General features: G+C 72.6%; 18 protein-coding genes and 5 pseudogenes. 8 read left to right on the top strand and 15 right to left on the bottom strand.

The window, feature by feature from the left end; translation table 11 throughout:
* Positions 1-156 precede the first annotated feature (156 nt).
* Positions 157-1,089: a DUF4349 domain-containing protein gene (locus tag BM536_RS26895; RefSeq protein ID WP_073493331.1), complete on the bottom strand. Its 933-nt coding sequence runs from the start codon at positions 1,087-1,089 to the stop codon at positions 157-159.
* Between the two features lie 196 nt (positions 1,090-1,285).
* On the opposite strand from BM536_RS26895, the gene hemG reads away from it, so the two are divergent.
* Complete coding sequence (gene hemG, locus BM536_RS26890; RefSeq protein WP_073493333.1) at positions 1,286-2,740, top strand: protoporphyrinogen oxidase; 1,455 nt, start codon at positions 1,286-1,288, stop codon at positions 2,738-2,740.
* 5 nt (positions 2,741-2,745) lie between these two features.
* Positions 2,746-3,477 (top strand): hydrogen peroxide-dependent heme synthase, encoded by a 732-nt coding sequence (gene hemQ / locus BM536_RS26885; protein ID WP_073493335.1) that lies wholly within the window; start codon positions 2,746-2,748, stop codon positions 3,475-3,477.
* Here the strand turns inward: hemQ and BM536_RS26880 are convergent.
* The 5 genes and pseudogenes from BM536_RS26880 to BM536_RS26860 form a co-directional block, all read right to left on the bottom strand.
* Positions 3,478-5,075: pseudogene (locus BM536_RS26880) on the bottom strand (alpha/beta hydrolase).
* A gap of 657 nt (positions 5,076-5,732) precedes the next feature.
* Positions 5,733-6,496: pseudogene (locus BM536_RS26875) on the bottom strand (TIGR04222 domain-containing membrane protein).
* A 106-nt stretch (positions 6,497-6,602) separates the two neighbouring features.
* Complete coding sequence (locus BM536_RS26870; protein WP_073493339.1) at positions 6,603-7,385, bottom strand: DUF4142 domain-containing protein; 783 nt, start codon at positions 7,383-7,385, stop codon at positions 6,603-6,605.
* Positions 7,386-7,691: 306 nt separating this feature from the next.
* Positions 7,692-9,022 (bottom strand): annotated as a pseudogene (locus BM536_RS26865) (MbnB/TglH/ChrH family RiPP precursor modification enzyme).
* 237 nt (positions 9,023-9,259) lie between these two features.
* The gene (locus BM536_RS26860; protein ID WP_073493352.1) at positions 9,260-10,300 is read right to left on the bottom strand and encodes a fatty acid desaturase family protein; all 1,041 of its coding nucleotides are present in this window, start codon (positions 10,298-10,300) and stop codon (positions 9,260-9,262) included.
* An 839-nt stretch (positions 10,301-11,139) separates the two neighbouring features.
* On the opposite strand from BM536_RS26860, the gene BM536_RS26855 reads away from it, so the two are divergent.
* Positions 11,140-11,445: a hypothetical protein gene (locus tag BM536_RS26855; RefSeq protein WP_073493341.1), complete on the top strand. Its 306-nt coding sequence runs from the start codon at positions 11,140-11,142 to the stop codon at positions 11,443-11,445.
* A gap of 56 nt (positions 11,446-11,501) precedes the next feature.
* A pseudogene (locus BM536_RS26850) lies at positions 11,502-12,694 on the top strand (N(5)-(carboxyethyl)ornithine synthase).
* 45 nt (positions 12,695-12,739) lie between these two features.
* Here the strand turns inward: BM536_RS26850 and BM536_RS26845 are convergent.
* The 8 genes and pseudogenes from BM536_RS26845 to zapE form a co-directional block, all read right to left on the bottom strand.
* On the bottom strand, positions 12,740-13,441 hold the full coding sequence (locus BM536_RS26845; RefSeq protein WP_245873781.1) for a peptidyl-tRNA hydrolase: 702 nt from the start codon (positions 13,439-13,441) through the stop codon (positions 12,740-12,742).
* Positions 13,442-13,531: 90 nt separating this feature from the next.
* Positions 13,532-13,720: a hypothetical protein gene (locus tag BM536_RS26840; RefSeq protein ID WP_073493343.1), complete on the bottom strand. Its 189-nt coding sequence runs from the start codon at positions 13,718-13,720 to the stop codon at positions 13,532-13,534.
* 29 nt (positions 13,721-13,749) lie between these two features.
* Positions 13,750-14,584 (bottom strand): annotated as a pseudogene (locus BM536_RS26835) (polysaccharide deacetylase family protein).
* Between the two features lie 51 nt (positions 14,585-14,635).
* Positions 14,636-16,039: an alkaline phosphatase PhoX gene (locus BM536_RS26830; RefSeq protein ID WP_073498556.1), complete on the bottom strand. Its 1,404-nt coding sequence runs from the start codon at positions 16,037-16,039 to the stop codon at positions 14,636-14,638.
* Positions 16,040-16,129: 90 nt separating this feature from the next.
* On the bottom strand, positions 16,130-16,999 hold the full coding sequence (locus BM536_RS26825; RefSeq protein WP_073498554.1) for a slipin family protein: 870 nt from the start codon (positions 16,997-16,999) through the stop codon (positions 16,130-16,132).
* 361 nt (positions 17,000-17,360) lie between these two features.
* Positions 17,361-18,818 carry a SulP family inorganic anion transporter gene (locus BM536_RS26820; protein ID WP_073498552.1) on the bottom strand — a complete coding sequence of 486 codons (1,458 nt, stop codon included), beginning with the start codon at positions 18,816-18,818 and terminating at the stop codon, positions 17,361-17,363.
* A gap of 8 nt (positions 18,819-18,826) precedes the next feature.
* Positions 18,827-19,408: a carbonic anhydrase gene (locus BM536_RS26815; protein WP_094103615.1), complete on the bottom strand. Its 582-nt coding sequence runs from the start codon at positions 19,406-19,408 to the stop codon at positions 18,827-18,829.
* Positions 19,409-20,076: 668 nt separating this feature from the next.
* Positions 20,077-21,222, bottom strand: coding sequence for a cell division protein ZapE (gene zapE / locus BM536_RS26805; RefSeq protein WP_073498548.1), 1,146 nt, complete (start codon positions 21,220-21,222; stop codon positions 20,077-20,079).
* Between zapE and BM536_RS26800 the strand changes: the two genes are divergently transcribed.
* From BM536_RS26800 to msrB, 4 genes are all read left to right on the top strand, one after another.
* Entirely contained in the window at positions 21,221-22,126 is a 906-nt protein-coding gene (locus tag BM536_RS26800) for a pyrimidine reductase family protein (RefSeq protein ID WP_094103613.1), read from the top strand. The two genes, zapE and BM536_RS26800, sit on opposite strands and share 2 nt — an antisense overlap.
* Before the next feature lie 233 nt (positions 22,127-22,359).
* On the top strand, positions 22,360-22,833 hold the full coding sequence (locus tag BM536_RS26795; protein WP_211362952.1) for an indole-3-glycerol phosphate synthase: 474 nt from the start codon (positions 22,360-22,362) through the stop codon (positions 22,831-22,833).
* A gap of 259 nt (positions 22,834-23,092) precedes the next feature.
* Positions 23,093-24,481, top strand: coding sequence for a UDP-N-acetylmuramate--L-alanine ligase (murC, locus tag BM536_RS26790; RefSeq protein WP_073498544.1), 1,389 nt, complete (start codon positions 23,093-23,095; stop codon positions 24,479-24,481).
* Positions 24,482-24,495: 14 nt separating this feature from the next.
* Positions 24,496-24,903, top strand: coding sequence for a peptide-methionine (R)-S-oxide reductase MsrB (gene msrB, locus BM536_RS26785; RefSeq protein ID WP_073498542.1), 408 nt, complete (start codon positions 24,496-24,498; stop codon positions 24,901-24,903).
* Between the two features lie 27 nt (positions 24,904-24,930).
* Here msrB and BM536_RS26780 read toward each other — a convergent pair.
* Positions 24,931-25,916 (bottom strand): lysylphosphatidylglycerol synthase transmembrane domain-containing protein (locus BM536_RS26780; RefSeq protein ID WP_425444682.1); only part of this gene is annotated, 986 nt, incomplete at its 5' end.

The raw sequence follows: 25,916 nt of genomic DNA, 5'->3' as shown, positions 1-25,916 counted from the left end.
GGCTCGGTCGGGGCGGGTCCCGTTCCGTCCCGCTCGGTCCCGCCGGCTTCGTCCTGCTCGGTCCCGCTCGGCCTCGGCCTGCTCAGACCCGCTCGGCTTCGTCCTGCTCGGTCCCGCTCGGCCTCGGCCTGCTCGGTCCCGCCGGCCTCGGCCCGCTCAGACCCGCTCGGCCTCTTCCCGCTCGGACTCGCTCGGGCGGACCGGCCGGCCCGCACGGCGGCGGGGCCGCAGCAGCCGCAGCCACACGAACAGGATCAACGCGAGCACCGCGGCGAACGGCAGCACCGCGCCGAAGGCGATCGCGATCCAGCGCAGCATCGTCACGAACGCGTCCCAGCCGCCGGCCAGCGCGTCCACGAACCCGGGGTCGTCGTCCTCCTTCCCGGCCGACACCGGCTGCTCGGACAGGGTCAGCGTGATCGTGGCCATGCTGGTGCGGTCCTTGAGGGAGGCCTGCTGGGCGAGCAGGGCCTCCAGGTCGGACTCGCGGCGGCTCAGCTCGCCCTCCAGGGTGACCACGTCGCTCAGGTTCGTGGCCCGGTCCATCAGCTCACGGACGCGGATCACGCTGGCGCGCTGCGAGGTGATGCGGCTCTCCACGTCGACGACCTGGTCGGTGACGTCCTGGGCCTTCGCCGTGCGCTCCAGGAGCTTGCCCGCGCCCTGGAGGCCGGCGAGGACGTCGTCGTACTCGTCCACCGGCACGCGCAGGACGACGCGGGTCTGTTCGCTGCTGTCCTCGTCCCGGACGGTCGTCTCGTCGCTGAGGTAGCCGCCCGCGTTCTCGGTGGCCGTGCGCGCCTGGTCCAGGGCCTTGGGGACGTTCTTGACCTGCACGGTCAGCGTGGCGGTGCGGATGATGCGGTTCACGGACGGCTTCGGTGCCGTGCTCGCCTTCGAGCCGCTCGCGCCCGCGCCGGCCTTGGCGTCCTCGGCCGGCTGGGCGACGCCGGCCTCCGGCCCTGCCGCCTTCTGGGCGCTGCTGCTGTCTCCCGTGTCGTTCGCGCCGCATCCGGTGAGCGTGACGGCGGCGGCGAGCAGGACGCCCGCCAGGGCGTGGACCGGTCGTACGGAACGTCGTGTGCTCATGTGGGCGTACCCCCGAGGGTTCGGCGACGGCTGATGGTCCTTCGACGCCGGAGAGGGGCGGGACGTTGGCCTCCTACGGTTCCGAACAGGTCACGGTCGGGACGCGGGGAGGACACCGGAGGGGGACACCGCGGGCAGGACGCCGGGGAGCGCGGGGTGCGTCCGGAGTGTCAGTGGGGTTTGAGAGAGTTGGGGCATGAGCGCAACGGGTACGAGCACGGGACACGTCGTCGTGGTGGGAGCCGGTGTCGCGGGCCTGGCGGCCGCCCACCGGCTGCTGGACCGCGGCGCGCGCGTGACCGTGCTCGAAGCTTCCGACCGGGTGGGCGGCAAGCTGCTGCCCGGTGAGATCGCGGGCGTCCGGGTCGACCTGGGCGCCGAGTCGATGCTGGCCCGCCGTCCCGAGGCGGTCGCCCTCGCGCGCGAGGTGGGCCTCGGCGGTCGGCTCCGGCCGCCGGCCACCGCGACCGCCTCGATCTGGACCCGTGGTGCCCTGCGCCCCATGCCCAAGGGCCATGTCATGGGCGTCCCCGGCACCGCCTCCGCGCTGGCCGGCGTCCTCTCCGCCGAGGGCCTCGCCCGGATCGCCCGCGACACCGACCTGCCCCGCACGGAGATCGGCGAGGACGTGGCGGTCGGCGAGTTCGTGGCCGCCCGCCTGGGCCTCGAGGTCGTCGACCGCCTGGTGGAGCCTTTGCTCGGCGGGGTCTACGCCGGTGACGCCTACCGCATCTCGATGCGTTCGGCCGTCCCGCAGCTGTTCCAGGCCGCGCGCACGCACCGCTCCCTCACGGAGGCCGTCCGCGACATCCAGGCGAAGGCCGCCGCCGACCAGCAGACCGGGCCGGTGTTCATGGGCATCGAGGGCGGCGTCGGCTCCCTGCCGCGCGCCGTGGCCGCGTCCGTGGAGGCGCGCGGCGGCGAGATCCGTACGCGCGCGGCGGTGAGCGGACTGCGCCGCGAGCCGGCCGGTGGCTGGCGCGTCACCGTCGGCGACCGGGTCCTGCACGCCGACGCCGTCGTCGTCGCCGTCCCCGCGCCCGTCGCCGCCGCACTGCTCGCCGCCGAGTCCCCCGAGGCCGCCGCCGAGCTGCGCACCGTCGAGTACGCCTCCATGGCCCTGATCACCCTCGCCTACCGCCGCTCCGGGACCGCCCTGCCCGACGGCAGCGGTTTCCTCGTCCCGCCCGTCGACGGCCGCACCATCAAGGCGTCCACCTTCGCCTCCCAGAAGTGGGCCTGGATCGCCGACGAGGACCCCGACGTGACCGTGCTGCGCACCTCCGTCGGGCGGCACGGCGAGACGACGGTCCTGGAGCGCTCCGACGCCGAACTCGTCGACGTCTCCCGGCACGACCTGGAGGCCGCCACCGGCCTGGACGCCACGCCGCTGGAAACCCGCGTCACCCGGTGGACGGACGGCCTGCCCCAGTACCCGGTCGGCCACCACGCGCGCGTGGCCCGCATCCGGGAGCACGTGGGGAAGCTCCCCGGCCTCGCGGTGTGCGGCGCTCCCTACGACGGCGTCGGCATCCCCGCCTGCATCGCGAGCGCGTACGCGGCGGTCGACCAGATCGGCGGCGACGCGAGCGCCGCGCGCGAGCTGACGGCCCACCCCGTGCAAAGTCTGCACGGCGGGGCGGGAGAATGAGACCCATGAGTGACGACGCCCCCACCACCGAGTCCGGCAGGATCCCGAACAAGGGCAAGCTGGCCAAGGACCTCAACGAGGTCATCCGCTACACGCTGTGGTCCGTCTTCAAGCTGAAGGACACCCTCCCCGAGGACCGCGCCGGCTACGCCGACGAGGTCCAGGAGCTGTTCGACCAGCTCGCCGCCAAGGACGTGACGGTCCGCGGCACCTACGACGTGTCCGGTCTGCGCGCCGACGCCGACCTCATGATCTGGTGGCACGCCGAGACCAGCGACCAGCTCCAGGAGGCCTACAACCTCTTCCGCCGCACCGGGCTGGGCCGCGCGCTGGAGCCGGTCTGGTCGAACATGGCGCTGCACCGCCCCGCCGAGTTCAACCGCTCGCACGTCCCGGCGTTCCTCGCCGACGAGACGCCGCGCGACTACATCAGCGTCTACCCCTTCGTGCGCAGCTACGACTGGTACCTGCTGCCCGACGAGGACCGTCGCCGCATGCTCGCCGACCACGGCAAGATGGCCCGCGGCTACCCGGACGTCCGCGCCAACACCGTCGCCTCGTTCTCCCTCGGCGACTACGAGTGGATCCTCGCCTTCGAGGCCGACGAGCTGTACCGCATCGTCGACCTCATGCGCCACCTGCGCGCCTCCGAGGCGCGTATGCACGTCCGCGAGGAGGTCCCGTTCTACACGGGCCGCCGCAAGGACATCGCCGAACTGGTCGCGGGCCTCGCCTGATCAGCGCGTCGGCCGGACGGCCGCCGCCTTGCCGGCGCGGTCGGCCGGCCGGGGCTCCGCGTGCGGCGCGCAGGCCGCGCGCCGCGCCGGCAGCCGCCCTTCCAGCAGATACGCCTCCAGGTGGCCGTTGACGCAACGGTTCGGCCCGCCCGCGATGCCGTGGGTGCCGGCGTCCCGCTCCGTCACCAGCACCGAGCCCGTCAGCCGCCGGTGCATCTCCAGGGCGCCGTCGTAGGGTGCGGCGGCGTCCCGTTCGGCCGCCAGGATCAGCGTCGGCGCAGCTCACCCGGACCGGTCCGCACGTCCAGGGGCTGCTGCCGGGGCGCCCGCCAGTAGGCGCACGGCAGGTTCGCCCACACGTTGTCCCAGGTCTCGAACGGGGCCACGCGCGCCAGCCGCGTGTTGTCCCGGTCCCACACCCGGAAGTCCGTCGGCCACGGCCCGTCGTTGCACTCCACGGCCGTGTAGACGGCGTTCGCGTTCTCCGCCTCCGCCGCGGCCTCCCGGGGCGGCGCGGCCAGCGCGATCAGCAGCTTGGGATCGCCCTCGAGATACGCCGACAGCGCCTCGGCGCGGGACGGCCAGTAGTCGTCGTAGTACCCGGCCTGGAGGAACGTGCCCTGCAACTGCGCGGGCCCCACCTTCCCACCGGCCGGCTCCGCGGCCAGCTTCGCCCGCGCCCGCTCGTAGCTGCGCAGCACCGCCTGCGAGGTCCCGCCCAGCCGGTACACCCGGTCGTGCCTCGCGACCCACTCCCGGAAGTCCTCCCAGCGGCTCTCGAACGCCGCCGACTGGTCGAGGTTGTTGCGGTACCAGATCTGCGCCGGGTCCGGGTTCACCGCCGCGTCGAACACCATCCGCCGCACGTGCGAGGGGAACAGCGTCGCGTACAGCGCCCCGAAGTAGGTGCCGTACGACGCCCCCATGAACGTCAGCCGCTCCTCGCCGAGCGCGGCCCGCAGGACGTCCAGGTCGCGGGCGTTGTTCAGCGAGTGGTAGTGCCGCAGCGCGTCGCCCGCCCGCTGCGCGCAGCCACGCGCGTACGCCTTCGCCCGCGCGACGCGCTCCCGCTTGTACGTCTCCGAGGGGTGCGTCGGGGACGGGGCGGGCCCCTTGAAGAAGGTCTTCGGATCCTCGCAGGACAGCGGGGCCGAGCGGCCGACCCCGCGCGGGTCGTAGCCCACCAGGTCGTAGGCGGCGCCGATGCGCTTCCACTCCGGGATCATGCCGATCAGCGGGAAGTACAGGCCTGAGGCACCCGGCCCGCCCGGGTTGAAGACCAGCGCGCCCTGCCGGGGCACCCGGCGCTTGCTGTTGTGCGGGTCGCGGTGGGTGGCCCGCACCCGGCTGACGGCCAGCTCGATCTGCCTGCCGTTGGGCCGCGCGTAGTCCAGCGGCACACCGACCTTGCCGCATTCCATACTGCCCGGCAGGTCCGGTACGTCCGTGCAGGCCCCGAAGTCGACCCCCTCCGCCGCTGCCCGTTCGGCGGCGATCACGACACCGGGCACGGCGTTCGGGGTCCCGCCCGCGGGAACGGCGGAGAGGGTGGTCAGGAGCAGGGCTCCCGTGGCCGAGTAGAGGACGGCAGCTCTCATCGCGTGTCCCTTCGAAGCGCGGCAGCGACAGAAGGGATGGTTCGTCCGCCTGTTGATGAAGGCAAGCACCACCGAGGGGTGTCGGCGCCAATGCCCCCTGTGCGCCCCCGGGATACCCGGACGCGCCGCCGGCGGCGGGCGGGGTTCGGCGTGCGTGGGGGTGGGTCGGCCGGGCGCGGCCGATCGTGGGCTTACGGCGCCCTGGCCGTGCGTCGGCTCGGTCGCTTTCGGGGGTTGGACCGGCCGTGGACCGTGGCGCACCGGTCGCGCCGGTCCGGGCCGGCAGGCGGCGGTCGAACGGTGGCCGGGATCGGCCGCGGGTCGGTCGCGGTACCGGTACCGGTACCGGCGCCGGTGCCGGTGAGGGCCCACCGTGAGGGTCAGCTGCCCTTCGGTCGAGGGTTCGCAGTGAGGTTCAGCTGCCCTTCGGTCGAGGGTCCGCCGAGGTGGTGGGGGCGTCGGCCTGTTTCGGCGCGGTGCTCGCCGGTGCCGTTCCCGCCGCGGCCGCGGTCGGTCGTGGGGCAGCCGGTGCCGGCCGGGGCTCGCCGTGCGTCAGTCGTCCCGTCGGGTGGGGCCCGCCGTCCGCCGACGGTGCGTCAGCCTGCGTCGTACGAGCCTCACCGCGCGTCGTGGCGACGACGGCCCGCCGTGCCGCGCCTATGTCCTGTCCCGGTGGGCGAACGCCGCGCGTAGTTCCGGTTCGGCCGCCGCGTGGATGCCGCGGACGGCGATGGAGGTCAGGTAGGTACGGTCGTCACCCGCGGGCGCCTGCCGGGCCACGGCGGCCAGCAGGCGTTGTCCCGCCGGGGAGGCCCAGCGGGAGTACGGGTGCGCTCGATGCGGGCGAGGGCCAGGCAGCTCAGGGTGAGGGCGAGGGGCAGCCCGAACCAGGCGGCCATGAGGACGCGCGGCAGGTCCGAGGTGGTCGGCATCAGCAGCGCCGTCGCCCCCAGCACGAAGACGGTCAGGGCCGCTCCGCGCACCTGTCGGACGCCCGCCGCCACGGTCGTACGGGCGCCGTCGGGCACCGCGAGGCCGGCGCCGACCAGGTTGTCGGCGAGTCCGCGGACCGCGTCGGCGGTCGCCGCGGCGGCCCGCACCGGAGCGATCCTGGACTGTCCCTCGGGACCGATGGCTCCTATGACGGACCGTTCCATCTCGTCGCGCCCGCGCGGGTCCACGACCGTCGCCCAGCCGGTGTGGGCGAGCAACAGCCGCCGCTGCCGGGCCATGGACACCAGGGTCAGTTCGGCGACCCGGCCGGGCCCGCCGGACAGGAACGCCGCCTCGTACAGGGTCAGGTCGTGGCACTGACCCGCGTCCGCGTCGACGGACGCCGAACGGACGGCGGCCAGGCACAGCCGGGTGCACGCGACACCGGCGACGGCCCAGGCCGGCAGCAGGAGAAGGACCCAGAACATGCCGCGTTTCTACGCCGGAGACGCAGGAGAACGCCATGCCTTGTTCACTATCCGGACCCGGCGTCATGGGTATGCGGCGTTCCGTTCGCCTTCGTCCGGCTGGGCGTCAGGGGCTGTCGGCCGTGGGCGGACCGGTCGCGGCCGGCGGGAGCGGGTAACCCGGGTCCGGTGACGGCGTGAGCGGTACGACCGCGCCGGGGTCGGCGACGGGGCCCGGCGGGGCGGGGGAGCGGGTGGCCGGCGGGGTGCTGCCGGCCGCCAGGTCCCGGGCCAGGTCGGCGAAGTCGACGTAACCGGTTGCCTCAAGGACCTTGATGTGGTCCAGGACGGTGGTGTTGGCGTCGTCGGCGAGATCGCGGACCAGCACGTTCTGCGTGCCGGCCCGCACCTGGGCGACAAGGGAGAACACGCGGCCGTGCGCCAGCCGCAGGATGTTGGCGAACTCACGGTCGAAGTCCTCACCCTGCGCCGCGTCCAGCGTCTTCAGCCAGTCCTGCTGCTGGTCGGTGGGCTCGTTCGGCAGCGCGAGCCCGAGCTGCGCGGCGACCGTGCGCACCCGCTCGTCCAGGAAGGCGTGCCCCTCGACGAGGTGCCGCCCCGCCGTCCGTACGGCCTCGGTCGTGCCCTTGGCCTGCGCCTGCCGGCCGGCCGGAAGTTCCCAGAGTCCGGCCAGCCGCACCTTCGTGACGAAGTCGCGGTCGGGCCCGGACAGCGGCCCGTACAGGGTCGCCACGGTCTCCGCGTTCAGTACGTCGACGCCGGTGGCCGACCGGTCCTCGTACGACCAGACCGGGACGATCAGCGCGACGAGCGTCACCGCCAGGCCGGCGATGATGAGCCCGGTGCCATTGAAGATGCCTCTGCCCTGGATCGGGGGTCGGGGTCGCATGGTGCCTCCTGCTCACGGCACCGCACGCTCGTGCTTCGGGTGCGGAGTTGGCATATTACTGCGGCGGCGGGGCCGACTGCCGTACGCGGGCGAAGCGTTGCATCTCAGGCATACAGGGTTGAATGGGTGGGCCGGAGCGGATGCCATATGAGCGGAAACCACCGGAAAACGGATGGCGAGGAGGTGTGGCCGACCCCGGTGTTAACCCCGGCACACTCGAACGCCGGGACGACTCCATGGCTCACCGCGCAGTTCACCGCGGGCACGCCCCGATCAGTGCCCGATCAGTGCCCGCTCAGCGACCGATCAGCGACCGATCAGCGCCCGGCCCACCTGTCCCACGCGTCCCAGCCGGGACAGCGGCCTCGGCGCCGGGCCCGAGCGGTCCAGCCACCAGCGCCGCAGCTCGCGCCGGGCCCGCCCCTCCGCCAACTGCCCGCCGAGCAGCAGCCGCTCGGCGAAGTCCAGGGCGTCCTGCCGGTAACCGCCGCGCATCGGGTGGCCCTGGGCGTACGCGACGAACGCGGCCCGGTAGCCCGTGCCGAGGATCAGCGGCAGCTCCGGGGCCAGTTTGGCCACCACGTCAGCCCGCTTCGCGGCCAGCGCGCGGGCCTGCACGCCGAGCCGCACCCGGTCGAAGCCCTCCGGGACGGGCGTGCCGGCGACCAGCGAGGACAGCAGGGCGGCCTGGGCGAGCCCGAGCCGCTGCCGCGTGGCGTCACCGGCGACGGCCGACGGCTCGCTCCCCCCGTCGGCACCCGCGCCCGCCGTCTCCCGGGCGGGCGCCCCCCGCTGCTCCGTGTCCCGCTGCCGCGCCCCCGCCTCCACCGCCTGTCGATCGCGTCCAACTCCCGCTCCAGCTCGGCCGGTTCCGGGAAGTTCTCGTCGCGCTCCAGCAGCACGCCGGGCGGGGCGACCCGGGAGGTGAGGTCGGTCAGGATGTCGAGGACGGGGCGCGGCACCGGGTGCGCGTGGCTGTCGTGCCAGACACCGTCCCGTTCGAGGCCGCCCGCGACATGGACGTACGCGATGGCCTCCAGGGGCAGCTCGGCGAGCGCCTTGGCGGGATCCTCGCCGCGGTTGACGTGGTTGGTGTGCAGGTTGGCCACGTCGATGAGCAGCCGGACGCCCGTGCGGTCGGCCAGCTCGTACAGGAACTGCCCCTCCGTCATCTCCTCACCGGGCCAGGCGAGGAGCGCCGCGATGTTCTCCACGGCGAGCGGGACGGGCAGCGACTCCTGCGCGATGCGCACGTTCTCGCACAGCACGTCCAGGGCGTCCCGGGTGCGCGGCACGGGCAGCAGGTGACCGGCCTCCAGCCGTGGGGTGGCGGTCAGCGGGCCGCCCGCCCGGACGAACGCGATGTGCTCGGTGACCAGCGGCGAGCCCAGTGCCTCGGCCCGCTCGGCGAGCGCGGTCAGCCGCTCCTCGTCGGGCCGGTCGGCGCCGCCGAGGCCGAGCGAGACGCCGTGCGGGACGACGGTGACCCCGCGTTCGCGCAGCCGCACCAGGGACTCGGGGAGGTGACCGGGGCAGATGTTCTCGGCCACGGCCTCGACCCAGTCGATGCCCGGCATGCGTTCCACGGCGTCCGCGATCTCCGGACGCCAGCCGATTCCCGTACCCAGCCGCGTCATGGTCCCCTCCTTCATCGCCGCCCCCCCTGCGTGGTGACGGGGATATGACCCCGCCGACCGGGCCCGAACCGCCGACGGTGCTCCTTCAGAGCAACATTTGAGGTTCCGGCCGCGCACACCGCACGGCCCGCCCGGCGCCTGGAGGTACGCGCGGCCGGCCCGCCCGGTTCAAAGAAACGGCACAGAAAGGGAAGGAAACAGAGGAAACGGGGGCCGCCGAAGGGGCCGGACCGGCGATCAGTACTCCAGCTCGGGGCGCAGCGGGCCGCCGACCGCGTGGAGGTGTCGCAGGACCTGGGCGTACGAGTCGACGAGCCCGGTCTCGTGGTAGGCGACGCCGTGCCGGGCGCAGAACGTGCGCACGAGTTCCTGGGCATGGCGCAGGCTCGGGCGCGGCATGGAGGGGAACAGGTGGTGTTCGATCTGGTAGTTCAGCCCGCCGAGCGCGAAGTCGGTGACCCGGCCGCCGCGGATGTTGCGTGAGGTCAGTACCTGCCGACGCAGGAAGTCGATCCTGTCGTCCTTGCCGAAGATGGGCATGCCCTTGTGGTTGGGGGCGAACGAGCATCCCATGTACAGCCCGAACAGTCCCTGGTGCACCAGGAGGAAGCACACGGCCTGGACGGGGGACAGGACCAGGAACAGGGCGGCGAGATAGCCGCCGACATGCGCCGTCAGCAGTGCCGCCCCGACCAGCCTGGTCCGCCGCGAGGTCGCGGTGCCGCCGCGCTCGAACACCGCCCGTACGCCGGCCACGTGCAGGGCGAGTCCTTCGAGGAGCAGCATCGGGAAGAACAGCCACGCCTGCCGACGGGCCAGCCAGGCATACGCTCCGTGGCGGACGCGGGCCTGGTCCTGGGTGAAGGCGATCGCGCCGTCGGCGATGTCGGGGTCACGGTCGACGTGGTTGGGGTGGGCGTGGTGCCGGTTGTGCTTGGCGATCCACCAGCCGTAGCTGAGGCCGATCAGGAGGTCGGCGTGCAGGTGGCCGAGCAGGGTGTTGACGCGCTTGGAGGTGGCGATCTGGTGGTGTCCGGCGTCATGCCCGATGAACCCGGTCTGGGTGAACATCACCGCGAGGAAGGCGGCGGTCACCAGCTGCCACCACGACTGCCCGATCAGGGCGAACGCGGTCCAGCCGACGGCCAGCAGGAGCAGGTTCGCCCCCACCTTGACCGAGTAGTACCCGGGCCGCCGGTTCAGCAGCCCCCTCTGTTTCACCTCGCGGGACAGCGAGGCGTATTCGCTGCCCCGGCCGACGGGCGGGGGTTTGGTCATCTCGGGGTGACCCGCCGGACCGCCCGGATGGCTGATGTCGGTGTCCACATCGGTCGCAGCGGTCGCGATTGTCACGGAGGTAACGGAGTTCGCGGAGTTCACAGAGTTTCCTTTCGGCGTGCACGAGCGCTGTCTCCGGCGTGCGGGTGGGGCGCCGGGAACGGCGCCGCTCGCAGGCGCCGCGAGGCCGGCCCTCGGCATGGGGCCTGTCTCGGAACGGGGAACCTCAGAAGGCGCTGACCTGGTCGGCCCGCAGCCGCTCGGGGCCTTGGCCGGAGGCGGCGAGGAAGCCGGAACCCTTGTCCGGGATGAACCACCGCACGGTTCGTCGAGCCACGAGAGGTCTCCTTCGAGATGGCGAGTAGGTGGGAGGACGCGCACTCGCGCGGTCCCGGGCTGCCGGTCGCCAGCCGTCGAAGAAAACCCCCGAAACGGCGAAGCGCCCGCTGTCAGAACTCCGCAGGCGCTGCCACGTCGCAAACTTCAACCACAACCACTCACTTCAACGTCCGGTGTGCCGGGAACGTTCCCGGCGGCTCCCGGCGGGCGGTCGCACAGGGCGGCCGGAGGCCCGGAGGGAGTACGGTTGCAGCATTGAGCGCACTTCGCGTGTCGTTCATCCACGGCGGCGTCGCCCTCGGGGAACGGCAAGGCCGGAGCCCCCGCGTCCGGCCGGAAAGAGCCGCACGATGCTGCCTGGCCTGTTCTGACGCGCTGTTCTCCCCATGCCGTTCCCGCGCCCCGCGGTAACGGATTTCCTCAGTTTCCGGGGCGTTCGAGAGGCATTCCGGCGCCGCGCCTCCTGCACGTTCCGAACCGATCAAAAGGATGCAGGGAGCATGTATTCACAGGAATCGATCTCCGGTCACCGACGCGGCCGTCCCGAACCGACCGCCGAGACGCTCTCCGGACTGGCGTGCCTGATCTGCGCCACCGACTACCGCGACGCGTCGGCCCCGGAGGCGGTGGTGGTGTCCCACCGCGACGACAGGCAGCTGCTCGCCTGCCGGGGGACGTGCGCACGCATGGCGGGCGGGTCGGTCGACGGCCTCGACGAGACGCCCCTCCCGCTGGACGAGCGGGTACGCAGGCACCAGGGCCCCGCCCCGCACGACGGTGACCCGCACGACGGTGACCCTTCCTGACCCGGAGACCCGGCAGCCGTGAACCGCACGACAAGAACCACATGATGAGGAAGAGCATGAGCCTGTTGAGCCTCGGAGTACTCGCCTCCTCCCGCAAGGAGAACGAGTTCCGGCTGCCCCTGCACCCCGCTCACCTCCACCGGATCGCCCCCGACGTACGCGAGAGGATCTTCCTCGAACAGGGGTACGGCGAACGGTTCGGCGTCGCCGACGACGCCCTGCTGCCGCTCGTGGCCGGACTGCGCTCCCGCGAGCAACTCGTCGCCGAGTGCGACGTGATGCTGCTGCCCAAACCCATGCACGAGGACGTCGCGGAGCTGCGCGAGGGCCAGGTGCTGTGGGGATGGCCGCACTGCGTGCAGGACGAGAAGATGACCCAGCTCGCCATCGACCGACGGCTGACCCTGATCGCCTGGGAGGCCATGAACCACTGGACCTCCACCGGCGCCTTCAGCGTCCATGTGTTCCACAAGAACAACGAGCTGGCCGGCTACTGCTCGGTGCTGCACGCCCTCCAGCTCGGCGGGGTGACCGGCAGCTACGGGCGCCGCCTGCGGGCCGTGGTCATCAGCTTCGGCGCGACGGCGCGCGGAGCGGTCACGGGCCTGGGCGCCATGGGCGTCTCGGACGTCACGGTGCTCACCCAGCGGGCCGCGGCGGCGGTGGCGTCGCCGATGCCGTCGGTCGTGATGGGCCACTTCGAGGAGGAGGAAGGCGATCCGTCGCGCCTGCGGGCGTTCACCGCGGCCGGTTCCGTGCCGCTGGCGGAGTACCTGGCCGGGTTCGACATCATCGTCAACTGTGTCCTCCAGGACACCGACGCGCCGCTGACCTTCGTCACCGAGGAGGAACTGGCCCTGTTCCGGCCGGGGACCTTCTTCGTCGACGTCGCCTGCGACGAGGGCATGGGCTTCGAATGGGCCCGGCGACGACCTTCGGCGACCCGATGCTCACCGTCGGGCAGGACTGCCACTACTACGCGGTGGATCACAGCCCGTCCCACCTGTGGAACTCGGCCACCTGGGAGATCAGCGAGGCACTCCTGCCCTACCTGCGCAAGGTCATGAGCGGCCCCGCGGCGTGGGAGGCCGACGCCACGGTCGGCAAGGCCATCGAGATCCGCGACGGCGTCGTCATGAACCCGAAGATCCTGTCCTTCCAGAACCGGGCGGCCGCCTACCCGCACGCCGCCGAGACCCCGGCCCCGCTCGCCACCCCGGCGACGAAGGCCTCCGTCCGGCCGGCCTGACGATCCTGCGGAGGTGACCGGAGACCCGGTCACCTCCCCGAGGCCTCACCGAGAGCGCAGCGCCGGGTGCTCCGCGACCACCGTGCAGCTGCCCGGCGCGATCTCGGTGAACCCCGCGTCCCGCACCAGCGGCAGCCCGCTCGTGGTCAGCTCGCGCCAGCGCTCGGGCCGCGCGGTGCGCACGGCCAGCGGGAAGCCCGCCTCCCGCCACGCCGACCGCTCCTCGTCGGACAGCTCCCACCAGGCGAGCTGCGCGCCGTGCCCGGCCTGCGCCATGGCCTTGCCCGCCGACATCTCCACCTCGGGGCTCATCCACAGCACCGGTACACCCGGATCGGCCGCCGGCGGCTCCTCGGGGTCGTCGAGATCGGTCCCCGACACCTGGAGCTTCGCCAGCTCCTTCGGCCACCCGTCCAACGGCACCGGCGCGAACACCCGCACCTCCGCCGCCTTCCCGGTCACGGTGATCCCGGGCAGCTCCCCGGCCCGCCGCCACTCGGCCCCGCGGGCCCGCCGTACGACCTTGCGGATCCGGGCGTCCTGCCAGTCGCGCACGGTCTGCGCCCACTCGCCGTCCCCGAGGGCCCGCTCGTCGCTCAGCAGCACCAGCACGGCCCGAGCGGCGGTCTCGAGCGCGTCGGTACGGCCGGGAGGATCGGCCTTCTCCAACCGGACGACGAGGGGAAGGACGAACTGCGGTGCCTCATCACGCGGATGCGGCTCGGTCTGGAACGGGCTCTCACTCACTCGGCGCAGGGTACTGGACCGCCGAACGGACCGGCCGGTCCGGCCGGGGCCCCGCGGCCCCCGGCGGCCGGTGCGCCCACCTCCCGGCGATCAGCCCGAGCAGGCCGTCCGCTGGGCCTCCTGCCACTCGCACACCGGGCACATCGTGATCCCCTTGTACGACTCCGGGTACTCCGTCGGCTTCCGGCACAGCACGCACTCCGCGTACGGCGGCCCCTCGGCCCTGGGCGGCCTGGTCGCGTCGATCAGACAGTAGGCGTCGTCGTTGTCGTCGCTCATGACTCCAGCGTACGAGAGCGGCGCGGGCCTCAGCGGCGGCCTTCCACGGCGCCGATCAGCTCGGACACCTTGACGAACCGGTAGCCCCGGCGGCGCAGCTCGGGCACGATCACGCGCACCGCCCGCTCGGTGACCGGGGCGGCGCTGAGCGTGCAGTGCATGACCACCACCGACCCCGGCCGCACGCCCTCCAGCACCTGCCGGGCCACCGCGTCCGCGTCGGTGGCGAAGGCGTCGCCGCTCACCACGTCCCACTGCACCGCCGTGACACCGCTGCCGCGCACCGCGCGCAGCGCCTGCCCGTCGTAACAGCCCCCGGGGAAACGGAAGTACGGCATCGCGTCCGGCACACCGGCCCTGCGGAACGCCGCGTACGCCCGCTCCACGTCCGCCCGCATCGACTCGGGCTCCACCGTCGGCAGGCCGTAGCAGTCGTCGGTGAAGGCGTAGTGGCTGTAGGAGTGATTGGCGACCTCGAAGAGCGGGTCCCGGCCGATGGCGCGGGCCTGGACCGGGTACTCCTCGGCCCACCGGCCCGTCATGAACACGGTCGCCGGCACCTTCGACGCCCGCAGGGACGCGATCAGTTCGGGATTGTCGAAGCGCTCACCGGCCGCCGCCCGCGCCCCCTGGTCCGCGGTCATGTCGGCGTCGAAGGTGAGGGCGACGGTCTTGTCACGGGTGCGGGGGGCGTGCGCGAAGACGGGGGCCTGGCCGGCCGGGCCCGGCGCGGAGCGTGGGCGGCCGGGACACGGCGGGCGAGGCCTGGGCGGGTGAGGGCCGGGTGGGCGAGGGGTCACGAGACGGCGGGCGAAGGCGGCGTACGGGAGGGATCACGTACGAAGCTATGAGCGGTGAACGCATCTTATCCGTACGATATGCACGCGCCTCCGCTGGCCGCGTCACCCGCCCGGGTCACCGGACCCGGTCACCTGCCCGTTCACCGGCCTGGCGGCGCCAGGGGCCCGTGACCGCGAACGTCGTTCCCGGCGTGTAGCAGTTGACATACATCGTCCGGCCGTCGGGGGAGAAGGCGACGCCGGCGAACTCGCCCCACTCCGGCTCCTCGGGCGTACCGATGTTCTGCCGCCCGCGCGCCATCGCGTACACCTCGCCGCCCCGCGTCACGCCGTAGACGTGCTGGGCGCCGTTGCCGTCCTCGCAGACCATCAGGCCGCCGCTGGGGGCGAGGCAGATGTTGTCCGGGGACTCGCCCGGCAGCTGTACGTCCGTCTCCGGGCCGAAGACGATCACCAGGGTCAGCCGACGGCGGGCCGGGTCGTACCGCCAGATCTGGCCGAAGTGGTCGGCAGCCGAGCCTTCCGCCCCGCGCGCGAACGACGACACGAAGTACACGCACCGCCCGCCCCAGTAGCAGCCCTCCAGCTTCTGGGCGTGCGTGATGCCCTTCGGGCCGAAGTCCTGGAGCCTGATGGGCGTCCCGGCGGCCAGCGGGTCGGGTACGTCGACCCACTCGACGCCGTCGAAGCTCGCGCCCGTGTCCCGGACCGACGACAGGTCCGGTACGCCCGGCACACGCATCGCCTGGAGCCGGCCGCCCGCGCGCAGCGAGCCCACACCGCCCAGCGGCTTCTCCGGGAGGAAGCGGTAGAACAGGCCGAAGGGCTTGAGGAAGGCGTCCTCCGTCTCGTAGACGACCCCCAGGTGCGGGTCGACGGCGATCGCCTCGTGCTGGAAGCGGCCCATGGCGGTCAGTGGGACCGCCCCGGTGCGGCGCGGGTCGGACGGGTCCACCTCGAAGACGAAACCGTGGTCCTTGGTGTAGCCGTTGGTGCCGGCCTTGTCCTCGGTCTCCTCGCAGGTCAGCCAGGTGTGCCACGGCGTGGGCCCACCCGCGCAGTTGACGGCCGTACCGGCGATCGCGACCCGCTCGGCGAGCACCCGGTCGCCCGCGTCCAGGGTCAGGGCCGTACAGCCGCCCTTGCCGGCCGGGTCGTAGGTCAGGCCCTCGACGGTGGGGACGGGGAGCGCTGCGTTGTGCCGGTTCTCGTGGTTGCGGACCAGGTGGACGCGGCCGCGGCGGCCGGGCAGGGCCGTCATGCCGTCGTGGTTGGAGGGGACGGGGCCCTCCCCGGAGCGCAGTGGGTCGCCCTCACGGGACAGGACCCGGTAGCGGAAACCTTTCGGCAGATCGAGCAGACCGTGCGGGTCGGGGACGAGGGGGCCGTAGCCGCCGTGTCCGAGGTTCTGGGCGGCGGTCGCCGTGCCCGGGAAGAGTTCGGACAGTGCCCCGGAGAAGGCGATGCCCGCTCCCAGGGCACCGGTGCGGGCGAGGATCTGACGACGGGTCGCGGACATGGGGAAACCTTCCTGCTGGCGGACAGGGACGGTGACCCCGCCGTGTCTATCACCCGGCGCCCGCCTCGGGAACCACGCGCGTAGCTCGTGTCACCGGTCCATCGGCGGGGGAGGCGGGGGAGATGGGGGTGGAGGGAGCGGTGCCGAGGGCTGCTGTTGCGGTTGGGATTGAGGTTGCTGTTGTTGCTGGAGCTGCGGTTGTTGCTGGGCGCGTTCGAGGAAGCGCAGCAGTTCCACCGGGAAGGGCAGTACGAGGGTGGAGTTCTTCTCGGCGGCCACCGCCACCACTGTCTGGAGCAACCGGAGTTGGAGCGCGGAGGGTGTGCCCTCCATCTGCTGGGCCGCCTCGGCGAGCTTCTTCGACGCCTGGAGTTCCGCGTCCGCGTTGATGATCCGCGCCCGCCGCTCACGGTCGGCCTCCGCCTGACGGGCCATCGAACGCTTCATCGTGTCGGGCAGCGACACGTCCTTGATCTCCACCCGGTCGATCTGCACGCCCCAGCCCACCGCCGGGCTGTCGATCATCAGCTCCAGGCCCTGGTTGAGCTTCTCCCGGTCGGACAGCAGGTCGTCCAGCTCGCTCTTGCCGATGATCGACCGCAGCGAGGTCTGCGCCATCTGTGAGACGGCGAAGCGGTAGTCCTCCACGTTGACGATCGCCGCCGCCGGGTCCACGACCCGGAAGTAGACCACCGCGTCGACCCGCACGGTCACGTTGTCGCGGGTGATGCCCTCCTGCGCGGGCACGGGCATCGTCACGATCTGGAGGTTGACCTTGCGCATCCGGTCGATGCCGGGGACCACCATGGTGAAGCCGGGCCTGCGCACCTCGCCGGCGACCCGGCCGAGCCGGAAGACGACCCCACGCTCGTACTGCTTGACCACCCGCGCGGCCGCCACCACATACGCACATCCTGCGACGCCGACCGCCGCGGCCGCCGACAGCAGTTCCTCGACCATGACGACCTCCTCCGCGAGAGGCCCGAAACGCCTTTCCTGCAAAGATATGCCGCCGTCGGATCCGGGGCCACGTGGTGTGCGCGGCTGTGTGCCGAACCCGACGGCGGGCTGGAGAAACCCCTGCTGGAAGCGCTTCGGCGGCCTTCCCGGCGGCTTCCGGCAGCCTTGGCGGCGGCCTTTTCCGGAGGTGTGCGCCGAGACGCCTCCGGAACCGCGTGTGGAGGCGTTTCCCGAAGTGTCGCTGGAAGCGTCTGCCCGCGGCCTTCCGCAGGACTTGCCGACAGCGGTTTCCGAAACGCCTTGGCGGGAGCCCCGCCGGAGGTGTTTCCGGCGAGGCTCCCGCCAAGGACTTGCCGACGTCCTACGCGGCCGTCGTGACCCGTACCGGTTCCGTGCCGGCGTCGCTGTGCCGTTCGGCCCAGGTCTCCAGTGCGGTCCGGCAGGCGTGGTCGAGGTGGTGCAGACCGGAGAGGTCCAGCTCGACCGGGCGGTCCTGCGGCAGGGACTCCAGGCTGTCCAGGATCTTCGGCAGCCGCAGGAAGGTGGCGTTGCCCGACAGGTACGCCTGGACGGGTCCGGCGCCCTTGTCGACGATCTCCATCTTGATGTGCGAGGCCTCCCAGGCCGTCTTGACGATCGCCAGCGCGAGGCCGATCAGGACGCCCTCGAACATGCTGACCGCGACGATCGACACGGCCGTGACGACCAGGATCAGCGCCTCGCCGCGGTGGTCGCGCCACAGCGACACGATCGAGCGGACCGGGACGAGCTTGGCTCCCGCGTGCACGAGGATGCCCGCGAGGGCCGGTATGGGTATGTAGGCGAGCACGTTCGGCAGGAGCGCCGCGAAGAGCAGGAGCCAGACGCCGTGCAGCACCCGGGACGCCTTGGTGCGGGCGCCCGCCTGGACGTTGGCGGCGCTGCGCACGATCACCGCGGTCATCGGCAGTGCGCCCAGCACACCGCAGACGGTGTTGCCCGCGCCCTGCGCCAGCAGCTCCTTGTCGTACTCGGTGCGCGGGCCGTCGTGCAGCCGGTCCACCGCCGCCGCGCTGAACAGCGACTCGGCCGACGCGATCAGCGTGAAGGCCACGATGGTGCCGAGCAGGCCGACGTTCGCCAGTTCGCCGAAGGCGCCCAGGGACGGTGGCTGGATGGAGCCGAGCAGACCCTGTACCTCGACGGTGGCCACGGGCAGGTCCAGCACCAGCGCGGCGAGCGTGGCGAGACCGACCGCGGCGAGCGGGCCGGGCACCGTGCGCACCCTCGCCGGCACCCGCTTCCACAGCACGAGGACGGCGACGGTGCCGACGCCGACGGCCAGCGAGGCGAGCGCGGCGCCGCTGCCGAAGGCGTCCACGAGGGCCTCCGGCAGCCCGGCGATCTTGTCCAGGCCGGAATCGGGTGCCTTGGCGCCGATCAGCGAGTACAGCTGTCCGGCGATCAGCACCAGGCCGATCCCGGCCAGCATGCCCTCGACGACGGAGACGGAGATGGCCCGGAAGTAGCGCCCCAGTCTCAGCGCGCCCATCGCGATCTGGAGCAGGCCGGTGGCGAGCACGATCACGCCGAGCGCGGGCAGCCCGAACTCCTGCACCGCTTCGAAGACCAGCACGGTCATACCGGCCGCCGGGCCGGACACCTGGAGGCTGCTGCCGCGCATGAGTCCGGTGACGATGCCGCCGACTATGCCGGTGACGAGCCCCAGTTCGGCCGGCACACCGGAAGCGACGGCCACGCCGACGCACAGCGGCAGCGCGACCAGGAAGACGACGAGGGAAGCGGCGAAGTCCTGTTTGAGGTGGGGGAACCTGGTCATCGGGGTCCTCACAGGGCCTCGAAGGAGTCGGTGTCGACGCGGTGTTCGCGCACGGCACCGGTGTGCACCTCGTAGTACCAGCCGCGCACCCGCAGTCGGCCGTCCGTCAGCCGCTTCTCCACGCAGGGGTAGGAGCGCAGCCGCAGCAGTTGGGCGAGGACGTGGTGCTGCACGGCCTGCGCGACGGTGGGGTCGCCGGGGTCGGCGGCGGCGGGTTCCTCGGCGGCGTGCGCGAGCCAGGCGCGCACGGCGGGGACGGAGTCGAGGTCGTCGCCGCGCACGAGCGCGCCGACGGCACCGCAGTGCGAGTGGCCGCAGACGACGATGTCCTGGACGCCGAGCACCTCCACCGCGTACTCGATGGTGGCGGCCTCGCCGGTCGGGGACGGGGACACGTAGGGGGGAACGATGTTGCCCGCGGTGCGCAGCTCGAACAGCTGGCCGGGGCGGGCTCCGGTGATCAGGGCGGGGACCACCCGTGAGTCGGAGCAGGTGATGAAGAGGACCTCGGGGGACTGGCCTTCTGCGAGCTTGGCGAACTCCTCAGGGCGCTGTCCGAACGTACGGGCGTTGTCGATGAGGGGCTGCATGCGTGGTGATTCCTCCTGGCGCGCCGTGGGGGCGCGTCGGACGGGCAGGACAGGTGGGGGACGGCTGCGCTGCGCCGCTCTCAGCAGCGGAAGACCTGAAGTGCCGCCGGAGAGTGGGCCGTCGAGGATCTCGACCAGTGCCGGTGGTGGTCGCCGGGCGGGCGGGGTGGTGCCCGGCCGAAGCGTACTGGGCCGACCGGTCGCGCTCGGGCTGCTGGGGCGCCGGGTCGGCCGTCACGGTGGTGCGGTGCCGGTCGCGGGTGCCCAGGGGGTCGAAGGGCTTCTCGGACCGGCCGCAGGGGCGGGCGGTGAGGATCGCGTCGCGCGCGGGTTGGGCGGCGGGCTTGATCCCGGGCTGGGCCTTGGCCTCGGCATGACGGGCCGTGTGCGCTTGTGCGAAGGGAGACGATAGTGCGAAGAACGGGAGGGTGAGCAGGACGGCGGCGAGGAGTGACACCACGGTCCGGGCCGTCTTACCTCGGAACATGCGCCCCCTCCCGGCATCCCACGCCTATAGTCCAGACCAAGGGTTGGTCAACCACTGGTCAAGAAACACGTTAACCCTGCGAAGTTGTTTGCAGGGTTAACGTGGCGTTTCGAGAGTAAGTGCGCCTCAAAACTGAGGGTCGAGTGGCGAGAACCGATCCCTCACGGCGGTGGAAAGACGCTCAGACGGGCTCGACGAGGCCCTTGGCGTCGCGGGCCAGCGCCGTGAGGCGGGAGATGGCCCGGAAGTACTTCTTGCGGTAGCCGCCGTTCAGCATCTCCTCGCTGAACAGGCGGTCGAACGGCAGCCCGGAGGCCAGCACCGGGACCTCACGGTCGTAGAGCCGGTCGGCGAGGACGACCAGACGCAGGGCCGTCGACTGATCGGGAATCGGCTGTACGTCGGTCAGGCAGACCGCTTTCAGGCCATCGGTCAGCGCGCCGTAGCGGCTGGGGTGGACCCGGGAGAGGTGGTCGAGGAGGTGCGGGAAGTCGTCGAGCGAGGAGCCCTCGGTGGCGTACGCCGCCTTCGTGACCTGTTCCTCGGAGTACGGCGCCGGCGCCTCGGGCAGGCCGCGGTGGCGGTAGTCCTCGCCGTCGATGCGCAGGGCGCGGAAGTGGGCGGACAGGCCCTGGATCTCGCGCAGGAAGTCGGCCGACGCGAATCGGCCCTCGCCGAGCTTGCCCGGCAGGGTGTTGGAGGTGGCCGCGAGCGCGACGCCCGCCTCGACCAGCTTGCCCAGCAGCGTCGAGACCAGGACGGTGTCGCCGGGGTCGTCCAGCTCGAACTCGTCGATGCACAGCAGCCGGTGCCCGGAGAGGGTCCGCACCGTCTGCTGGAAGCCGAGGGCGCCCACCAGGTTCGTCAGCTCGACGAAGGTGCCGAACGCCTTGAGCGCGGGCTCGGCCGGGGTGGCGTGCCAGAGGGAGGCCAGGAGGTGGGTCTTGCCGACGCCGTACCCGCCGTCCAGGTAGACGCCGCGCGGGCCGGCCGGGAGCTTCGGCGCCTTCGCCCGGCCGAAGCCGAGGAACCCCCGTTTGGCGCTACCGACGGCGTGCGCCCCGCCGAGCCCCGCGGCGAACTCCTCCAGGACCCCCACCGCCCGGACCTGGCTGGGCTGGTTCGGATCCGGGATGTACGTGCTGAAGCGCACCGAGTCGAACCGGGGCGGCGGCACCATCTCCGCGACCAGCCGGTCCGCGGGGACACGCGGCTCACGGGCGCAGAGGGACACGGGGGCCGCGTCGGCTATCGGTTCGGGGCCGGGGACGGGCTGGGAGGACGACACGGTTCCCCATGGTAAGCGCCGTGCCAGACTGCCAGGCATGCGACGGCTGTTCCCTGTGACCGACCAGACAGTGACCGACCAGACGGTGACCCGCGAGAGACAGACCCGCGAGACGGTGACCCACGAGACGGTGACCGGCCCCGCGGGCGAGGGGGGTGCGGCGCCCGGGGCCCGTGAGGGCGGCCCCGACGGGCACGAGCGCGGCCCCGACGGGCGCGAGTGGAGCCTCGACGAGATCGCCGACGCCTACGCCTATCCGGAGCCCCGGCCCGGCGAGCCCGTGCCCTGGCTGCGCGCCAACATGGTCTCCACCCTCGACGGGGCCGCCCAGCACGACGGACGCTCCCAACCCATCTCCAACGCGACCGACATGCGTGTCTTCGGCACGCTGCGGGCGCTCGCCGATGTGGTGATCGTCGGTGCCGAAACGGTACGCCAGGAGCAGTACCGTCCGGCACGCGCGCGTGCGGAGTTCGCGCGGCGTCGGGAGGCGGCCGGGCAGGGTGCCGCCCCCGCGATCGCGATCGTCAGCGCAAGCCTGGACCTGGACTTCTCGCTGCCCCTCTTCACCTCTCCGCTCGTCCCCACGCTGATCCTGACCGGCGCGGCGGCCGCCCCCGACCGGGTCGCGGCGGCCGAGAGGTCGGGCGCCCGCGTAGTGACCGCCGGTGACGGCGTGGGTGTCGACCCCGCACGGGCCGTCCGGGCCCTCGCCGACCTCGGGCACACCCGGCTGCTCACCGAGGGCGGGCCCCGGCTGCTCGGGCAACTGGTGGCCGCAGGGGTGCTCGACGAGCTGTGTCTGACCGTCTCCCCGATGCTCACGGCGGGCGGGGCGCAGCGCATCGCGGGCGGACCGGCGATCGCGGTTCCGCGACGGTTCGCACTGGTGTCTCTCCTGGAGGAGGACGGGTTCCTCTACAGCCGGTACGCGCGGGTCTGACGTGCCAGGTGGAAGGGGGGTGGAAGGGGGTGTGACCGGGCGCGGCCGGGGGAAGGCGGGGTCAACACCAAGAAGCCGAATTCGGCGGAATCTTCCGTTCCGGTTGGCTTCGGGTGGGCAGACATAGGACACGCAGACCCCGTGCGAGCACGGGGAAGGATGGTTTCCGCAGGCCTTGACGGCCCACGGAGGACTGAGGGCCACGGGGGTCCTCGAAGGAGAATGAGGCGCTGGTGTTCACAAGCGTTTTGATGATCGAGAAGGCCCTGACGTCCGCCGACGTTGAGTTCGTCACCACTTTGCACGGTGACGAGCCGGTCTCCTTCCACGTCCTGCTCCAGCCTCGCGGCGATCAGGCGGACCGCTTGCTGCGGGCCATCGACGACGTCGCGCTCGGCGAGCTGGACGAGGCGGCGAAGGAGCACGAGACGCCCGAGGGCGACGAGGCCAAGGGATTCGGGGTCCGGGCCCTGGACGTGTCCCTGCAGGCGCTGCACGCCGCCGGCAGCGAGGCGGTGGGACGGCTGGTGGAGGACCACCCGCTGGACGCGCTCAAGGCACTCGTCGAGGAGACCGGGGCGGACGAGGTGATCGTCCTGACCGACCCGCACTACGTGGAGGAGTTCTTCCACCGGGACTGGGCGTCGCGCGCCCGGCACAAGGTGGGGGTGCCGGTGCTGAAACTCTTCTCGCACAGCAAGGTGTAACCGCCGTCGGTTCGACGGGAGCTCTGCGCCGAGGGGCGAGGGGCGAGTGGCGCGGGCCGCGGGGTGAGTGGCCGGCCGGCGGTGGTTCGTGGCCGGTCGGGCACTTTCCTCCCCTGGGTGGGCTGCGGTGGGTCTTGGGGGTGGGGCGCCGGGAGGTGGGGGCTGTTCGTGGCGGTGGCCGCGCCCCTCCGTCGGACAGGGGTGGTGTGCGCAATAGGGTGGGGGCGTCACCGTCGTACCGCACCTGGGAGAGACACGCATGGCACCCGGCCTTCCTTCCGCCATGGACCGACCGCACTTCATCGGCATCGGCGGGGCCGGGATGTCCGGGATCGCCAAGATCCTGGCCCAGCGCGGGGCCGAGGTGGCCGGCAGCGACGCCAGGGAGTCGGCGACCGCCGAGGCGCTGCGGGCGCTGGGCGCGACCGTGCACATCGGGCACGCCGCCGAGCACCTGGCCGACGACGCGAGCTGCGTGGTCGTGTCGTCGGCGATCCGCGCGGACAACCCGGAGCTGGCCCGCGCCGCCGAACTGGGCATCCCGGTGGTCCACCGCTCGGACGCCCTCGCCCGGCTGATGGACGGCCTGCGGCCGATCGCCGTCGCCGGCACGCACGGCAAGACCACCACGACCTCCATGCTGGCGGTCTCCCTGTCCGCGCTGGGCCTGAACCCCTCGTACGCCATCGGCGGCGACCTGGACGAGCCCGGTTCCAACGCGCTGCACGGCGACGGCGAGATCTTCGTCGCCGAGGCCGACGAGTCGGACCGCAGCTTCCACAAGTACGCCCCCGAGGTCGCGATCGTCCTCAACGTGGAGCTGGACCACCACGCCAACTACGCGTCGATGGACGAGATCTACGAGTCCTTCGAGACGTTCGCCGAGAAGATCGTGCCCGGCGGCACGCTGGTGATCTCCGCCGACCAGGAGGGCGCGCGGGAGCTGACCCGGCGGGTCGAGGGCGTGCGGGTGGTGACGTACGGCGAGGCCGAGGACGCCGACGTACGCGTGCTGTCGGTCGTGGCGCAGGGGCTGAGGAGCGAGGTCAGCGTCCTGCTGGACGGACGGGAGCTGACCTTCGGGGTCTCCGTGCCCGGCCGCCACTACGCCCTCAACGCCGTCGCCGCGCTGGTGGCCGGCGTCTCCCTCGGGGTTCCCGCCGCCGAGCTGGCGCCCGCGCTCGCCGCCTACACCGGCGTCAAGCGCCGTCTCCAGCTCAAGGGCGAGGCGGCCGGTGTGCAGGTGATCGACTCCTACGCGCACCACCCGACGGAGATGACGGCCGACCTGGAGGCGATGCGCGCCGCCGCCGGCGACGCCCGCATCCTCGTCGTCTTCCAGCCGCACCTGTTCTCCCGGACCCAGGAGCTGGGCAAGGAGATGGGCCAGTCGCTGGCGCTGGCGGACGGCTCCGTGGTCCTCGACATCTACCCGGCCCGCGAGGACCCGATCCCGGGCGTGACCAGTGAGCTGATCATCGAGGCGGCGCGGGCCGCGGGCGCCGCGGTGACGCCGGTGCACGACAAGGACGAGGTGCCGTCGGTGATCGCGGGAATGGCCGGCCCCGGTGATCTCGTTCTCACCATGGGCGCGGGTGACGTGACGGACCTGGGCCCGCGCATCCTGGACCGTCTCGCACAGAAGTAGAGGGGTTGGCCACCATGTCGTACGACGTCGAGAAGCCCGACGAGCAGTGGCGGGCGGAGCTGTCTCCGGCCGAGTACGCCGTGCTGCGCCAGGCCGGGACCGAGCCCGCGTTCGTCGGTGAGTACACCGACACCAAGACGACCGGCGTCTACTCCTGCCGGGCCTGCGGCGCCGAACTCTTCACCTCCGACACCAAGTTCGAGTCCCACTGCGGGTGGCCGTCCTTCTTCGACCCGAAGGACACCGACGCGGTGGAACTGATCGACGACCGCTCGCACGGCATGGTGCGGACCGAGGTGCGTTGCGCGCGCTGCGGCTCGCACCTCGGCCATGTGTTCGAGGGGGAGGGCTATGCCACCCCCACCGACCAGCGGTACTGCATCAACAGCATCTCGCTGCGGCTGACGCCGACCGAGGGCTGACCGCACCGGAGGCCCCCGCCCGGCCCCTCACAGCACCTTCCGCTGGACCAGCGCCGACAGCACCAGCATCCCCGGCAGCAGGGGGAGCCAGACCGTCAGGACGCGGTAGCCGATGACGGTGGCCGTGGCGAGGGCGAGGGGGGTGCCGTAGCCGGCCAGGGTGAGGACCAGGGCCGCGTCGATCGGGCCGATGCCGCCGGGGGCCGGGACCGCGCCCGCGGCGGTGCTGGCGGCCAGGAACGCGAAGACCAGCTGCGGCCAGGACAGCGGGACGCCCAGCGAGGTGCCCACCGAGGCGACCACGCAGGCCTGCAGCAGCGGCGCCGCCATCGCTCCTCCCCACAGCGGGAGGAAGCGGCCGGGCCGGGTGTGCAGATGCCGGGCGTCGGTGAGGGCCGTACGGACGAAGTCCAGCGCCGGGCGGCGCAGGGGGCGTACCAGCGTCAGGACGACCGCGGTCGCCGCGGGCGCGAGCAGGATGCCCACGACGGCCAGCATCAGGGTCCGCCCGTCCGGGAGGACCGTGACGGGCGGTACGGCCGTGGGCGCGGCCAGCACGAAGAGCAGGAGCAGCGGGGTCTTCGCCAGGGCTCTGACCAGGGAGTACAGGGCGATCGAGGTGGTCGCTCGGGGGAGCGCGACGCCCTGGCGCAGCAGGAAGCGGACGGTGACCGCGTGCGCGCCGATGCTCGCCGGGAGCAGGTGGTTCGCGGCACCCGCGGCGATCTGGGAGGCGAGCAGCAGGCCCTTGGGCAGCCGGTCGGGGATCGCGCCCTGGCGGACGCAGGCGGCGGCGACCCAGCCCAGGCAGGTGAAGACGAGTCCGGCCAGCAGCCACCAGGGGTCGGCGGTGGCGAGACGGGCGGCACCGTCGCGGACGGCGTTCCAGTCGATCGCCGCCCAGATGCCGAGCAGCAGGAGCGGCAGCAGGCTCAGGACGCGGCGGGCGGTGGCGGAGCCGAGGGCCCGGCGGGCGGACGAGGCGGGCGGCGGGGGGCGGTCGGTCCGCGTGG

It is taken from the genome of Streptomyces phaeoluteigriseus (assembly GCF_001896135.2).
Classification (GTDB): Bacteria; Actinomycetota; Actinomycetes; order Streptomycetales; family Streptomycetaceae; genus Streptomyces; species Streptomyces phaeoluteigriseus.
This window is presented reverse-complemented; position numbering and strand designations above follow the sequence as displayed.